Raw genomic sequence first — 13,086 nt, 5'->3', positions numbered from 1 at the left:
CGTGGCCGGTTGTTTGATCTGGAGCCGGTCCGGGCGGTGGGATGCCGGTGCACGAACATCGGTTGTCGGCGAAGAGGGGCGGATCCCTGTGCCTGTGCGTCTGGGGCGCGATGTCGACCGGCTGTGGTCGGCCTACGCCGTCAGCACCTACGGGACCTGGCTCGCCTTCGGCGCCTTCCCGCTGATCGCGGTCCGGGTCCTGCACGTGTCGGCCTTCGCCGTCTCGCTCCTGGAGGCGGTGGGCCCCGCCGTCGCGGCGCTCGTCGCGTTCGCGCTCGGGCCGTGGATCGAGCACCGCCCCAAGCGGCCGGTGATGATCGTGCTGGACCTGGTCCGGTTCGCCGCGCTGGCGAGCGTGCCTCTCTCGTACATGCTCGGGCTGCTCGCCTACGGGCAGCTGCTGGGGGTCGCGGTCGTCTGCGGCACCGCGAACATCGCCTTCGGTGCCGCGTCCGGCGCGTATCTGAAGCATCTCGTCCCCGGCGAGCGCCTGCTGGTGGCGGCCGGGAGGTTCGAGGGCACGAACTGGCTGGCGACCGCGGCGGGGCCGCCCCTCGGTGGCGCGCTCGTCGGGCTGCTCGGCCCGGTCGTCACGGTCACGGCCGACGCCGTCAGCCACCTCTTGTCCGCGCTCGGCGTCCTGCGCATCCGCGGGACCGACGTCGCGGTGGCCCGCGAGGAGGGCGCGGGGGCGCGCGGCGGAACGCGCCGTGCCGCTCTGCTCGCCGGGCTGCGGCGCATTCTCCGGGACCGGGTGCTCAGCCGGCTCTTCCTCAACTCCACGCTGGTCGGGGGGCTGATCATGGCCACCGCCCCGCTCCTCGCCGTGCTGCTGCTGGGCCGCTACCACCTGCCGGCCTGGCAGTACGGCCTCGCCTTCGGCGTTCCCGCGCTCGGCGGGTTCGCGGGCGCCCGCCTCTCCGCGCGCCTCGCGGCCCGCCACGGCCGCCACCGGGTCCTGATCGTCTCCGGCCGTCTGCGTTCGCTCTTCCCGCTCGGGCTCGCGTTCGTCGGCCCCGGGGTCCCCGGGCTCCTCACGGTGATCGCCGTCGAGGGCCTGCTGATCACGTGCATGGGCGTCTTCAACCCCCTCCACGCGGCCGAACGCCTGCGCCGGACTCCCCCGGAGCTGGCCGCCCGGGTCCTGAGCACGTGGAGCGCCGTCAGCAGACTCGTGCAGGCCGCCCTGGTGGTGCTCTGGGGCGCCCTCGCCACGCTCACCGGCCCGCTCACCGCGATCACCGTCTCCGGGGTCCTCCTGCTCGCCACCCCGCTGTTGCTGCCCGTGCGGGAGCTGCGGGCGGCCGCCGTGTCCGTCGGCTGACCGGCCGGGGCTTCGGTGGCTGCCGGGGCGGGGCACGCTGCGGCGACTCATCCGGCGGCGGGCCCGAAAGCGCTCCCGCCCGCCGCCGATCCGGCGGTCCTCGTGGCACGCGCCATGGCGTTCGCCCCGTCCGTCCCGCGATACTTCCGCCATCCACCGGTCACGGAAGGACTCGCGTGCTCTCTCGACCCCGTACCCCCTCTCGCCCCCGTACCCTCGCCCGGCTCGGCGCCCTCGGTGTCGCCGCCCTGCTGGCCGGTCTCACCGCCCCGGGGCCGGCCGCCGCGGACGACGGTGGCGGCGCCGCCACCGTCGAGGAGCGGCGCCTGGAGCGGGCCGCCCCGCAGGAGATCCTGCGGCGCGGCGGATTCGACTCCCTCGCCCCGGAGTTGGCGCGGGCCCTGGGTAAGGCCCGCTCCTACGACCAGGCCCGCCGGATCGTCGTACGGGACGGCAGGGCGCTGTGGCGGCGTGCCGTCGACCGGGCGCAGGGGCGCGGCCCGGCCGGCGGGGACCTGAGCCGCGACGACGACCGGCCGCTGTACTGGGCGCGGCTCGCGATGACGCGGGAGCTGCGGCAGTGGGAGCCGGCCCGGTTCGCCCTCGGCGAAGAGCGGCGGGCCCGGCTCATATCGGCCCTGGAGCGGACGTCCCGGGGGCAGGACGGCGTCCGCTTCCCCGGAACAGGGGACGGTGACGGGCGCGGCGGCAAGGGGCGCCCCGTGAAGCGGATTCTCGTCACCGGCTTCGATCCGTTCACCCTCGACCGGGATGTCCGCATCAGCAATCCGTCGGGTGCCACTGCCCTGGCGCTGGACGGCACGACGATCCGTACCGCCGACGGGCCGGCCCGCGTCGAGGCGGTGACCTTCCCCGTGCGCTGGCGGGACTTCTCCGAGGGGGCCGTGGAGCGGGCGCTGCGTCCGCACCTGCCGCACGTGGACCTGTTCACCACCATCAGCCAGGGACGCGTCGGCCGCTTCGACGTCGAGCGGACCAACGGGGCCTGGCGCGGCGGGTTCCCGGACAACGAGAACGTCTCCCGGACGGAGACCGTGCCGGTGGCCGACCCGGCCTCGCAGCCCCAGTGGACGACGACGACCCTCCCGTACAAGAGGATCGTGGAGGCCGGGACGGGCCGTTTCCCCGTGTACGACAACACGTCGGTGACCGAGATCCCGGCGGGCGGCGGCGCTCCCGTGGTCCGGCCCGACGGGCCCACCGAGGGGTCGACGGCCCGTGCGGGCGGCGGCGGGGACTACCTCTCCAACGAGATCGCCTACCGGGTGACGCTGCTGCGCGACCGGCTCGGGCTGCGCGAGCGGCTGCCCGGCGGCCATGTGCACACGCCCGTCCTCCAGTTCGGCGCGGGCAACACCGACCCGGCGACGGGCGCGGTCACCGATCCGCAGTTCGTGCGCAACCGGCTCGACATCATGGATCAGGTGCGGGGGATCCTGCGGGCCGCCGCCTCGTCCTCCTGACGGCCTCCGAAGTCGCCCTGAAGGCCTCCGGAGTCGCCCCGCCGGCCTCGGGAGTCGCCGTCGTCGCCGTCCGCGCCGTTCTCGCCCATCAGGTCCCGTGCCATCAGCGTCGCGCCCGCGACCGCGCCCGGCATCAGGAACACCGCGACGAACGGCACCAGGAAGGCGACGGCGAGCGGCGTCCCGAAGCCCCAGGCGAGGCCCTTGCGGGAGCGCAACAGGGCGAGCCGGTCGCGCAGTTCGACGCCGCGGCGCTGGAGCGCGACGGCGGTCAGCTCCTCGGTCAGGAAGAAGCCGGTGACGCAGAAGCCGATCACCGGTACGACGGTCTGGCCGGCGACCGGGACGAAGCCGAGCGCGAAGACCAGGACGCCCCAGAGCGCGGCGCGCACGACGATGCGCAGACTGTCGCGTCCGGAGATCCACAGGTCGCGCCAGAGCGGGAGCCCCGACTCGGGGGCGTGGCCCGACTCGGCGATGTCGACCTTCTCGGACAGCGACTCGTAGAAGGGCTGCCCGATCAGGAGCGTCACCGCGGTGAAGGTGAGGACGGACAGCAGCAGCGCGAGGGCGAAGAGCAGGACCGTCAGGAAGCCGCGGAAGAGGCCCTGCCACGGCGCGGACCAGTCGTCGGCGAAGGGCGTGGCCCAGCCGACGGCGTCCTGCCCCCACACGGCGAGGGCGACGAGCGCCGCCACGTAGAGGACGAACGTGAGGAGGCCGGGCAGCAGTCCCCATCCGTACTGCTTGCCGTGCTGGGCGACCCAGCGCTGCCCCTTCATCAAGTAGCCGAAGCCCACACCCAGATCGCGCATGCGGCACACCTTAGCCGCAGGCCGGGGGCGCTCCGGCGGGTGATCCCGGTGTGCCGCGAACGCCCTCTTGTTGCGGGGGAGTTGAGCCGGTAGACCTCCCTCTATCGATCTCCCGGAGGTACGTATGGGCATATCCCGCACATTCCGGCCACGCGGCCCCGTTCTGCTGACCACCGCCGTCGCGGCCGGTGCGCTGGCCCTCACCGCGCTCGCCCCGGGCAGCGCGACCGCCGATCCGACGCCGCGCCCGGTCACCCGGGAGGGTTCCCCGCTCGGCGACGACCGGGCGGCCACGGCCCCGCAGGGCGCGACGGAGCGGGCGCTGGCCGACGCGGGCGGCGCCGGGCTCGGCGGGGACCGGGGCCGCGGCTATCCCCGGGAGCGCAGGCTCGCCCGGCCCCCGGTGAATCCTGCCGACAAGTCGATAAAACTGGGGCTCGTGCCGTATCACGGCATCGCCCCGAGGCTGAACGAGCTCCAGCGGATCGGCGACCGCGTCAGCGTGGAGATCGCGGGCCGCTCGGCGGGCGGCCACCCGCTCTACCTGGTGACGGTCACCGCGCCCGAGTCCGCGCGCGAGACGGCCCGCCAGGAGCGGATGCGCGAGCGCATCGAGAACGCGCCCGCGGCCGCCGCGAAGGACGAGGCGATCAAGGCCGGGTACAAGACGCCCGTCTTCATCAACAACAACATCCACGGCAACGAGTGGGAGGGCACCGACGCGGCCCTGAAGCTCATCGAGAAGCTGGCGAAGGCGAAGGACGGCCCCAGCCGGTCCCTGCTCGCGCACAACCGCCTCTACTTCAACATCACCGCCAACCCCGACGGCCGTATCGCCGGAACGCGCGCGAACGCGGGCGGCTTCGACCTCAACCGCGACTTCATCACCGCCTCCCAGCCCGAGGCCCGCGCGATCCGCGAGATCGCCGTCGCCAAGCAGCCGGCCGTGATGATCGACCTGCACGGCTATGTGAACGGCACGCTGATCGAGCCGACCACTCCCCCGCACGGCGAGAACTACGAGTACGACCTGTTCCTCAAGAACTCCTACGCCAACGCCCTGGGCATGGAAGCCGCGGTCAACGGCCTCGGCTACACGGAGGCGAAGGACGGGGTGCGGCCCGCCGTCATCCCCTTCCGCGACCAGGAGGAGGGCTGGGACGACTGGCCGCCCGTCTTCACCCCGCAGTACATGCCCTTCCAGGGCGCGGTCGCCGCGCACACCATCGAGTTCCCGATGCAGGTGAACAACGCCGAGTACGACGACCAGCCGGTCGCGGAGCTGCGGCGCAGGGCCGGCATCAACGTGGACATCGCGGGCGCGGCCATGCGCGCGAGCATCGGCTACGCCGACCGCCACCGCGCCGCGCTGATCGCCGACCAGATCGAGGTGTTCCGCCGGGGCGCGACGGGCGCGCGGCAGGTGCCGGTGTCGGAGCGGACCGTGCCGGGCGTGCCCGGGATCGGCCCGGAGGACGTGTACACGACCGACTTCCCCCGCGCGTACGTCATTCCGGCGCACGAACGTTCGGCGCCGGCGGCGGCGCGGCTGGTGGACCATCTGCTCGCCAACGACGTGCGCGTCGAGCGGGCGAGCCACGCCTTCCGGCTCGGCGGGCGGACGTACGCGAAGGGGTCGTACCTCGTCGACATGCGTCAGCCCAAGCGTGGCCTGGCCCATGTGATGCTGGCCGACGGGCGGGACATCAGCGCCAAGGTGGCGACCATGTACGACATCTCGGGGTGGAGCCTCGGGCGGCTGTGGGGCGCGAGCGTCGAGGCCGTCGAGAGCGGCGACCTGGACGGGGTGCGGGCGCGCGCGGTGCGGGCCGCCTCGCGGGTCGGGTACGTGGCGCCGCGCGGCGACCTGCGGCTGCGGCTGGACGACCCGCGGGAGATCGCCGCCGTCAACCACCTGCTCGCCGAGGGTGTCGTGGTGCGCCGGGACCGGTCGGGCGCGGCGCTCGTGCCGGCGTCCGCGCGCGGTGCGGCGAGGGCGGCGGCGAAGAAGTACGACGTCGCGTTCGACGCCACGAAGGCGAAGGGCGGCCCGGTGCTGCACCGGACGCGGGTCGCGGCGGCCGTCACGCCCGGTGAGCTGTTCGCGCTGCGGGAGATGGGCTTCGACGTGGTGCCCGTGTCGACCGCCGTGCTCAATGCGGGCTTCGACTGGAAGCGGGCGGACGTGCTCTTCGTGTCGGCCGGGCTCGATCACGGCAGGCTGAACGCGGCGGCGCAGGCCGGCCTGGACCGGTTCCTCGCCCGGGGCGGCGGTCTCGTGGGCCGGGGCGCGGCGGGCGCCGCGCTGAACACCGGCGCGAAGCTGCTCCCCGTGCGGCCGGTGGAGGGCAACGGCGACGCCAACGGCGTGGTGCGCGTGGTCAACAGGGGCGGCACGCTCACCGGTGGCGCGCCCGACCACAGCTTCGTCTACGCGCCGATGTGGTTCACCGGCCTCGGCTCCGGGGTGCGCGTGGAGCAGCGGTACGGGGCGGGGAACCCGCTGGTGGCGGGGCACTGGCGGGCCCTGGCGGACGGCGGCGGGGGCCCGGCGGCCGCCGCGGGGCGCGCCGCGGTGGTCAGCGGGTCGGCGCGGGGCGCCGAGGTGGTCCTGTTCGGCACCGAGCCGCTCTTCCGCGCCCACCCGAAGGGCGTGTTCCCGCAGGTGGGGCGGGCGTTGCTGAGCGTCGGCCGGTAGTCGGCGCGGCACGGCGCGGGGCCGCACCCCCGGGTTCGGGGTGCGGCCCCGCGCCGTGCGAGCGGGTGGTCAGGCGACCGCGAGCTCGACCTTGATGTTGCCGCGCGTGGCGTTCGAGTACGGGCACACCTGGTGGGCCTTCTCGACCAGGGACCGCGCGGTGTCCGCGTCGACGTTCGGGATGGAGGCGGTGATCGCCACCTCCAGGCCGAAGCCGCCGGACTCGTTCTGGCCTATGCCGACCTCGGCGGTCACGGTCGAGCCGGAGATGTCGGCGTTCTCCTTGCGGGCCACCACGCCGAGGGCGCCCTGGAAGCAGGCGCTGTAGCCGGCGGCGAACAGCTGCTCGGGGTTGGTCCCCGCGCCGCTGCCGCCCATCTCCTTGGGCGGGTTCACGACGACGTCGAGCTTGCCGTCGTCGCTGGCCACGCGGCCGTCGCGGCCGTTCTCGGCGGTGGCGACCGCGGTGTACTTGACGTCGATCTTCTGGATGGACATAGGTGCCGGCTCCTCCTGAGACGGGCCGCGGTGCGCGCCCACAACCGCGGCCGAGTGGAATCAGGTTATCGGATGCCGGAAATCAGGAAAGGGGTGGTCGCCTCAGACGAGGGAGACGATCATCTTTCCGGTGTTCTCGCCGCGCAGCATGCCGAGGAAGGCGTCCACGCCGTTCTCGACGCCCTCGACGACCGTCTCGCGGTACTCCAGCTCACCCGAGCGGACCCAGGCGCCGACCTCGCGGACGAACTGGGGCTGGAGCGCGCTGTGGTCCTGCACGAGCATGCCCGTCAGGCGCAGGCGCTTGCCGATGACCAGGGCGAGATTGCGCGGGGCCGGGGTCGGCTCCTTGTCGTTGTAGCCGGCGATCATGCCGCAGATGGTGACGCGGCCGTGCACGTTCAGACGGCTGATGGCGGCTTCCAGGTGCTCGCCGCCGACGTTGTCGAAGTAGACGTCGATGCCGTCGGGGGCGGCCTCCTTGAGCTGCTCGGCGACCGGCTTGGCGTCCTTGTAGTTGAAGGCGGCGTCGAAGCCGTACTCCTCGACCAGCAGCTTCACCTTCTCGTCCGAGCCCGCCGAGCCGATGACGCGCGAGGCGCCCTTCAGCTTGGCGATCTGGCCGACCTGGCTGCCGACGGCGCCGGCGGCGCCGGAGACGAACACGGCGTCGCCCTCCTTGAAGGAGGCCACTTCGAGCAGACCCGCGTACGCGGTCAGGCCCGTCATGCCGAGCACGCCGAGGTAGGCGGAGAGCGGCGCGGCCTGCGCGTCGACCTTGGTGGCGTGCTGGGCGGGCACGGAGGCGTACTCGCGCCAGCCGGCGAAGTGCAGGACGTGGTCGCCCACCGCGAAGCCCTCGGCGTTCGAGGCGATGACCTCGCCGACCGCGCCGCCCTCCATGGGGTGGTCGAGCTGGAACGGCGGGACGTACGACTTCACGTCGTTCATCCGGCCCCGCATGTACGGGTCCACCGAGAAGTGCAGGTTGCGGACCAGGACGCGGCCCTCGGCCGGGGCCAGGACGGGGGCCTCGCGCAGCGCGAAGTCCTCGGGGACCGGCCAGCCGTCGGGGCGGCGCACGAGGTGCCATTCACGGCTGACGGAGGGGAGCTGCTCGGGGGTGACGGTCATGGGGGGGCGTCCTCCTGTTGCGTACGTGAGGGTGGGAGGGGGCGGAAGTGTCTCGCGCCCGAAAAATGCTTCACGTTGTGAAACAACCATGCTCTTGGATATTTCATGATGTCAAGTAAATGGGTAACCTGGTCACCATGGCCACGAGCAGCTCGCGTACCCCCTCGCCCCGCGTCGACCCCTTGACGCGGGAAGTCGTCGAGCTGATCGGCACGGTGGTGGCGCGCTACCACGAGGAGTACGAGGAGGCCGCGGCCGAGCACGCGCTGACCGGGGCGCAGGCGCGCGTCCTCGGGCTGCTCTTCATCGAACCTATGCCCATGCGCCGCATCGCGCAGAAACTGAAGTGCGAGCCGTCGAACATCACGGGCATCGTCGACCGTCTGGAGGCACGGGGCCTGGTCGAGCGGCGGCCCGACCCGGCCGACCGGCGCGTGAAGCTGGCGGCGCCGACGGCCGAGGGCGAGGAGGTCGCCCGCGGTCTGCGCGACTCCCTGGACTTCGCGCGCGAGCCGCTGGCGGGGCTCTCCCGCGAGGAGCGGCTCGCCCTGCGGGAGCTGCTGCGGAGGATGCTGGGCGAGGAGTAGGGGCGTCGGCCTCTCTCGGGGGCGGAGGGCCGGGCCGGGTGGGTGTCCGGCGTCCCAGGCGGGCGTTCCAGGGGGTCGGTGTTCGCGCAGGTCAGGGGCCGTTTCGGTGTTCCGGCGTCCCGTATCGGCGGGTGGTGGTGGCGGGCGGGACGGCTCGCGGGCCAGGGTGTGGACCGGCCCAGCGGCTCGCCGGACGTCAACGCCCGGCCGGCCGTTCGGGGCCGCTCAGCCAGACCGTCACCGCACCCATGGAGTTCTCGATGCGTTCGTCTCTCGCCGCCCGTTCCGGTTCCGCCCGCTCCTCGCGTTCCGCCCGTCTCGCCCTGACCGCGGTGGCCGCCGCGGCCCTCGCCGCCACCACCGCCGGGACCGCTCTCGCCGTCGGCCAGAACAAGGCCCCCGTCGAGCAGATCTGCGGGACCAACGACCTGACCTTCAAGGTCAGCGAGAGGACGCAGGCCGGCGGCTACCTCCTCGTGACCGCGAAGGCGCGGCCCGGCATCACCTGCCACCTGGAGGGCACCATCCCCTCCGCCGCCTTCGGCTCCCACCCCGACCGGCAGGTCGCCCCCGTCGAGCAGGCCGTCACCGACAGCATCCGGCTCTCCGGGTCCACCGCCGCGTACGCCGGCATCAACCCGAAGTCGACCAACGACGACCACGGCGCGGAGTTCGACCGGATGATCATCGCCGTCGCCGGGGACGAGGGGAGCGCCACCTCCGTCCGGCTGCCCGGCCCGACGCTGATCGACAGGCCGCTGAGCACCAACTGGCACGCCGACCCGGCCGACGCCGTCCCGTTCGGCGGCTGATCACCGCGCCGCCCCGCCGGCCCCGAACAGGCCGGCGTGGCCGCGTTGTCAGTGGTGGGGGGCATGATCGGGGGCATGACGCCGAACTCCGCGGGCGAGTTGCACGCCCTCGCGCACGAGCACCTTCCCTCCGACGTGGCCGAGCGGTGGCTCGGGCTGCTGCGGCCCGGCATCCGGCTCGCCCCGGCGGGCGGGGACGAGGCGGTGGTGGGGCAGTTGGGCGGGGAGCCCCGGCTGCCGGACGACGTGGAGTGGCCGGAGTGGGAGGGGCGCGGCCCGCTGTCGTTCGTCGCCTCGGTGGACTGCGCCGCGCTGCCCCCGGCGGCGCTCGACGTGCCGTTCCCCACGGCGGGCACGCTCGCCTTCTTCTACTTCGACGGCCAACTGGACGACGGGGAGGCGGTGGTGGACGTGGCCGACGTCCCGAGCAGGGCGGGCGCCCGGGTCGTGTACGTCCCGGCGGGGGTCCCGGCCGTCCGCCGGGACACGCCGGACGAGCTGGACGCCTACCCCCATGTGCCGCTGGCCGCGCGGGTGGAGCCGACGGTGGCGGAGCCGACCCATCCGCGGGTGCAGCGGGTCTTCGCACCGGACGCGGAGCCTTTCCAGGACTACGAACACCCGGTGTGCGCCGAGGAGTTCGTCGACGCCCTGTGGGAGTACGAGGCCGACGCGGGCCACCGGCTCGGCGGCACCCCGCAGTCGGTGCAGGGGCCCGTCGAGCTGGAGGTCGCCCGCGCGGCGCTGGGCCCGGGGGTGGACTGGCACGATCCCCGGCTCCCGGCCGAGATGGACGAGTGGGTGCTGCTCGCCCAGTTCGACTCGGACGAGACGGCGGACATGATGTGGGGCGACGACGGCTGCCTGTACTGGCTCATACGCCCCTGTGACCTGGCGGAACTGCGGTTCGACCGGGCGCTGTTCACCTGGCAGTGCTGCTGACCGCCCTCGGGCACCACCGATCCCCCCTCTGGGGCCGGACCTAGGACCGGCCCAGGAGGCCCCTCAACCGCCGTGCGCGCAGCACCAGTTCCAGTTCGAAGCGGCGGTCCGGGTCGTCGACCTCGTCACCCCACAGCTCCCTTATCTGGCGCAGGCGGTAGCGGACCGTCTGGGGGTGGACGCCGAGGCGGGCCGCGACCTCGGGGGCGCCGCCGCGGGTCTCCAGCCAGGCCAGCAGGGTCTCGGCGAGGCGGCGGCCGTGGGCGGGACCGCAGTGGTCCAGGGGGGCCAGGCAGCGCCGGGCCAGGTCCTCGATCAGCTCCTCGGGCTGGAGCAGCACCAGCGCCTCGGTGTGCTCGGTGCAGTGCAGCACCTCGCCGCCGGGCAGCAGACCGCGCTCCATGAGCCGCACCGCCGCCTCCGCCCAGCGCAGCGACTTCGCGGCGTCGGCGAGCGGCACGGGCGGCCCGATCGCTCCCGACCAGCCCGTCATGGCGCGCCGCAGCAGCTCGGGGCGCCCGGCGGCGTCCGGGTCGGGCACAACCATGCGGGGCTGCTCCGCCTCCATGTCGAGCAGGACGCCCGCGCCGACGGCGGGCGCCACGGCCTCCGGCGCCGGGCGCAGCAGGACGCCCACCGCGACCCGCTCGGGCAGCTGCCAGCCGACGCGGGCGGCGCGCTCGCCGAGGGCGTTGCCGAAGGGGGCGCCGGGGGTCGCCGAGGGGCCGGACACCGCGCCGCCGGTGGTCTCGGCGCGCCGCTCCGACAGGAGCAGCTCCATCAGCTTGCGCTGGAGGCGCAGCCGCTCGCCCGCTTCCCGGGCGGCGGCCTCGGCGTAGCCGCGTACGGACTGGTCGACCAGGCCGTCGAGGTACTCGAAGCCCGACTCGGCCAGTTCGTACATGGCCGGGGGCGGGATCTCGAGCTGCTGGCCGATCTCGGCGAGGCGGCGCCAGGCGAGGCGTACGCCGAGGCGGTAGATCGCCTGGAGGGAGTCGAGGCTGCGGCCGTGCAGGCCCTCGCCGCGGCCGAATTCCTGGAAGACCTCCAGGTGGTAGCGGGGCCGCCCTTCCTGGGACGCCAGCTGCTGGACGAAGCCTTCCAGGGCGCGGCGGATGCCCACCAGGGCCATGGGCTCACCGGCGTCGTTGAGGACGACGGGCAGCCCGGGGAACTCGGCGCGGATCTCGCGCAGGATGTCCTGGGCGAGCGCGGGCACCTCCTCCAGGGCGAGCGCGGCGAACCTGCGCACTTGGCGGGGCGGCACGTCCCGCCAGGCGGAGCGCGCCTGCGCGGGGCCGTGGCTCTCCGTGGGGGCGGCCTCGGGCGGCGGCTGGATGTCGGTCACGGCCACGGTCGCTCACTGGCTCCGCGGTGGCGCGTCGTAGTGGACCAGCGGCGTGTTCGGCTGGTCCGGCGTGGCGTCGAGGAGCGCGACGACGCCGAGGGCCGCGCCCACGGCGAGGAGCGCCGCGGCGGCGACGGTGAGTGATGCGGCGAGCAGTCGGTGCATGCGAGGGCCAGCCTCTCGTTCGGAGGTCGTCCCCACCCCGGATCATCCAGGCCTGGTCACACAGTCCTGGTCGTACAGTCCCCGCCGGCCCCGTCCGGCGCGTGCCCAGTGTCCGCATCCATTGACACCCAGTCAAGGGTGCGCCTACGGTTCCCCGCCCATACGTACGGCTCGGTAACACTTCTCCCGCCCTTAGCCCAGGAGTGCCCCCATGCGCCGCACCACCTCGCCATTTTCCCTGGTCATCCTCGGTCTTGGCGCGTTTCTTCTGGTCCTGGCCCCCCTGCTGGCCTGGTATGTCGAGCCGCGCGCGAAACGGACCCCGACCGATATCGACACGATCACGGTTTTCAAAGGAAGAGGAAGCTACTTCGACACCGAGAAGATCAAGACGGTCCACGACAAGAACCTCACGATCACCCGGCAGGTCCGCGGCGACGTCGCCGACAGCGAGAAGAGCGGCCGGGCCGTCTGGGACGTGTCCACGTCCGTCGATCCGGACAAGTCGCTGCCCGCGGCCGACCCGCACGACTCGCTCCAGTGGACCGTCGAGCGCTGGGTCACCGACCGCAGGACGAACCGGCCCGTGCACTGCTGCGGCGAGAAGCCGTACTTCGAGGGCGAGGCGTACCTGAAGTTCCCCTTCGACGTGGAGAAGCGCTCCTACCGCTGGTGGGACAACACCCTCGGGGCGACCGTGCCGCTCACCTACCGGGGCACGAAGAAGATCCAGGGGTACGAGGGTCTGCGCTTCACGGGGTCGGTCGAGCCCACCCGGACCGGTACCCGGCAGGTGCCGGGGCGGATGGTCGGGCAGCCGAAGAAGAGCCAGGTCATGGCGGAGGAGTACTACGCCAACCACGGCATCGAGCTGGTCACGGACGAGCGCACCGGCCGGATCATCTACGCCGCGATCGGCCCCCGCAAGACGCTGCGCGCCCCCGGCTCGGACAAGGACGCGACGGTGCTGCTGGACAGCGAGCGCATCGCTTTCACGCCGGACACGCAGAAAGCCCAGGTCAAGCTCGCCAAGGACGACAGCGGCCGACTGAAGCTGCTCGGTGAGACTCTTCCGGTGCTCGCCGGGGTACTCGGGGCGGTGCTCGCGCTCGTGGGCGGCGTCTGGGTCGTACGGGGGCGCCAGGACGACGGCGCGGACGGCCCCGGAGGGCACGACGGTTCGGTGGAGCCGGGGAGTCCGCATCCTGGTACGTCCAAGACCGCCCTGCAGTCCAGCACGATGTGATGAGGCGTCAGCCCGGAAAAGGCCGGAAATTGT

12 protein-coding genes are annotated in these 13,086 nt (G+C 73.4%); 7 read left to right on the top strand and 5 right to left on the bottom strand.

The window, feature by feature from the left end:
• Window positions 1-88: 88 nt before the first annotated feature.
• Both ABZ385_RS08865 and ABZ385_RS08860 read left to right on the top strand, forming a co-directional pair.
• The gene (locus tag ABZ385_RS08865) at window positions 89-1,324 is read left to right on the top strand and encodes an MFS transporter (RefSeq protein WP_358910559.1); all 1,236 of its coding nucleotides are present in this window, start codon (window positions 89-91) and stop codon (window positions 1,322-1,324) included.
• A 251-nt stretch (window positions 1,325-1,575) separates the two neighbouring features.
• Window positions 1,576-2,808, top strand: coding sequence for a pyroglutamyl peptidase (locus tag ABZ385_RS08860; RefSeq protein ID WP_358910608.1), 1,233 nt, complete (start codon window positions 1,576-1,578; stop codon window positions 2,806-2,808).
• Here the strand turns inward: ABZ385_RS08860 and ABZ385_RS08855 are convergent.
• Window positions 2,766-3,623: an EI24 domain-containing protein gene (locus tag ABZ385_RS08855; RefSeq protein WP_358910557.1), complete on the bottom strand. Its 858-nt coding sequence runs from the start codon at window positions 3,621-3,623 to the stop codon at window positions 2,766-2,768. The genes ABZ385_RS08860 and ABZ385_RS08855 overlap by 43 nt on opposite strands.
• A gap of 124 nt (window positions 3,624-3,747) precedes the next feature.
• On the opposite strand from ABZ385_RS08855, the gene ABZ385_RS08850 reads away from it, so the two are divergent.
• Entirely contained in the window at window positions 3,748-6,321 is a 2,574-nt protein-coding gene (locus tag ABZ385_RS08850) for a M14 family zinc carboxypeptidase (protein WP_358910555.1), read from the top strand.
• 69 nt (window positions 6,322-6,390) lie between these two features.
• Here ABZ385_RS08850 and ABZ385_RS08845 read toward each other — a convergent pair whose 3' ends face one another.
• Complete coding sequence (locus tag ABZ385_RS08845) at window positions 6,391-6,819, bottom strand: organic hydroperoxide resistance protein (protein ID WP_358581829.1); 429 nt, start codon at window positions 6,817-6,819, stop codon at window positions 6,391-6,393.
• 102 nt (window positions 6,820-6,921) lie between these two features.
• Window positions 6,922-7,953, bottom strand: a complete 1,032-nt coding sequence (locus ABZ385_RS08840; protein WP_358910553.1) for an NADP-dependent oxidoreductase — start codon at window positions 7,951-7,953, stop codon at window positions 6,922-6,924.
• Window positions 7,954-8,090: 137 nt separating this feature from the next.
• Between ABZ385_RS08840 and ABZ385_RS08835 the strand changes: the two genes are divergently transcribed.
• The 3 genes from ABZ385_RS08835 to ABZ385_RS08825 all read left to right on the top strand — a co-directional run bounded on the left by ABZ385_RS08835 (window position 8,091) and on the right by ABZ385_RS08825 (window position 10,294).
• The gene (locus tag ABZ385_RS08835; protein WP_358581835.1) at window positions 8,091-8,540 is read left to right on the top strand and encodes a MarR family transcriptional regulator; all 450 of its coding nucleotides are present in this window, start codon (window positions 8,091-8,093) and stop codon (window positions 8,538-8,540) included.
• Window positions 8,541-8,800: 260 nt separating this feature from the next.
• Window positions 8,801-9,352 carry a DUF4232 domain-containing protein gene (locus tag ABZ385_RS08830; RefSeq protein ID WP_358910551.1) on the top strand — a complete coding sequence of 184 codons (552 nt, stop codon included), beginning with the start codon at window positions 8,801-8,803 and terminating at the stop codon, window positions 9,350-9,352.
• A 75-nt stretch (window positions 9,353-9,427) separates the two neighbouring features.
• A complete protein-coding gene (locus tag ABZ385_RS08825) occupies window positions 9,428-10,294 on the top strand; it encodes a YwqG family protein (RefSeq protein WP_358699558.1) in 867 nt (288 codons plus the stop codon).
• Window positions 10,295-10,334: 40 nt separating this feature from the next.
• On the opposite strand, the gene ABZ385_RS08820 is transcribed toward ABZ385_RS08825, so the two are convergent.
• Both ABZ385_RS08820 and ABZ385_RS08815 read right to left on the bottom strand, forming a co-directional pair.
• The gene (locus ABZ385_RS08820; RefSeq protein ID WP_358910606.1) at window positions 10,335-11,633 is read right to left on the bottom strand and encodes a helix-turn-helix domain-containing protein; all 1,299 of its coding nucleotides are present in this window, start codon (window positions 11,631-11,633) and stop codon (window positions 10,335-10,337) included.
• Window positions 11,634-11,654: 21 nt separating this feature from the next.
• Window positions 11,655-11,807, bottom strand: coding sequence for a hypothetical protein (locus ABZ385_RS08815; RefSeq protein WP_358590719.1), 153 nt, complete (start codon window positions 11,805-11,807; stop codon window positions 11,655-11,657).
• A 211-nt stretch (window positions 11,808-12,018) separates the two neighbouring features.
• Between ABZ385_RS08815 and ABZ385_RS08810 the strand changes: the two genes are divergently transcribed.
• Window positions 12,019-13,053, top strand: coding sequence for a DUF3068 domain-containing protein (locus tag ABZ385_RS08810; RefSeq protein WP_358910549.1), 1,035 nt, complete (start codon window positions 12,019-12,021; stop codon window positions 13,051-13,053).
• The last annotated feature ends 33 nt before the right edge of the window (window positions 13,054-13,086 follow it).

It is taken from the genome of Streptomyces sp. NPDC005898 (genome assembly GCF_040629635.1).
GTDB lineage: Bacteria > Actinomycetota > Actinomycetes > Streptomycetales > Streptomycetaceae > Streptomyces.
Note: the sequence above shows the minus strand (reverse complement) of the source record. Positions and strands in the feature narration are given on the sequence as shown.

Bases quoted from the DNA above. Each gene is read 5' to 3' on its own strand.
- ABZ385_RS08810 (WP_358910549.1), top strand. From the start codon at position 12,019: ATGCGCCGCACCACCTCGCCATTTTCCCTGGTCATCCTCGGTCTTGGC.
- ABZ385_RS08815 (WP_358590719.1), bottom strand. From the start codon at position 11,807: ATGCACCGACTGCTCGCCGCATCACTCACCGTCGCCGCCGCGGCGCTC.
- ABZ385_RS08825 (WP_358699558.1), top strand. From the start codon at position 9,428: ATGACGCCGAACTCCGCGGGCGAGTTGCACGCCCTCGCGCACGAGCAC.
- ABZ385_RS08855 (WP_358910557.1), bottom strand. From the start codon at position 3,623: ATGCGCGATCTGGGTGTGGGCTTCGGCTACTTGATGAAGGGGCAGCGC.
- ABZ385_RS08850 (WP_358910555.1), top strand. From the start codon at position 3,748: ATGGGCATATCCCGCACATTCCGGCCACGCGGCCCCGTTCTGCTGACC.
- ABZ385_RS08830 (WP_358910551.1), top strand. From the start codon at position 8,801: ATGCGTTCGTCTCTCGCCGCCCGTTCCGGTTCCGCCCGCTCCTCGCGT.
- ABZ385_RS08835 (WP_358581835.1), top strand. From the start codon at position 8,091: ATGGCCACGAGCAGCTCGCGTACCCCCTCGCCCCGCGTCGACCCCTTG.
- ABZ385_RS08840 (WP_358910553.1), bottom strand. From the start codon at position 7,953: ATGACCGTCACCCCCGAGCAGCTCCCCTCCGTCAGCCGTGAATGGCAC.
- ABZ385_RS08845 (WP_358581829.1), bottom strand. From the start codon at position 6,819: ATGTCCATCCAGAAGATCGACGTCAAGTACACCGCGGTCGCCACCGCC.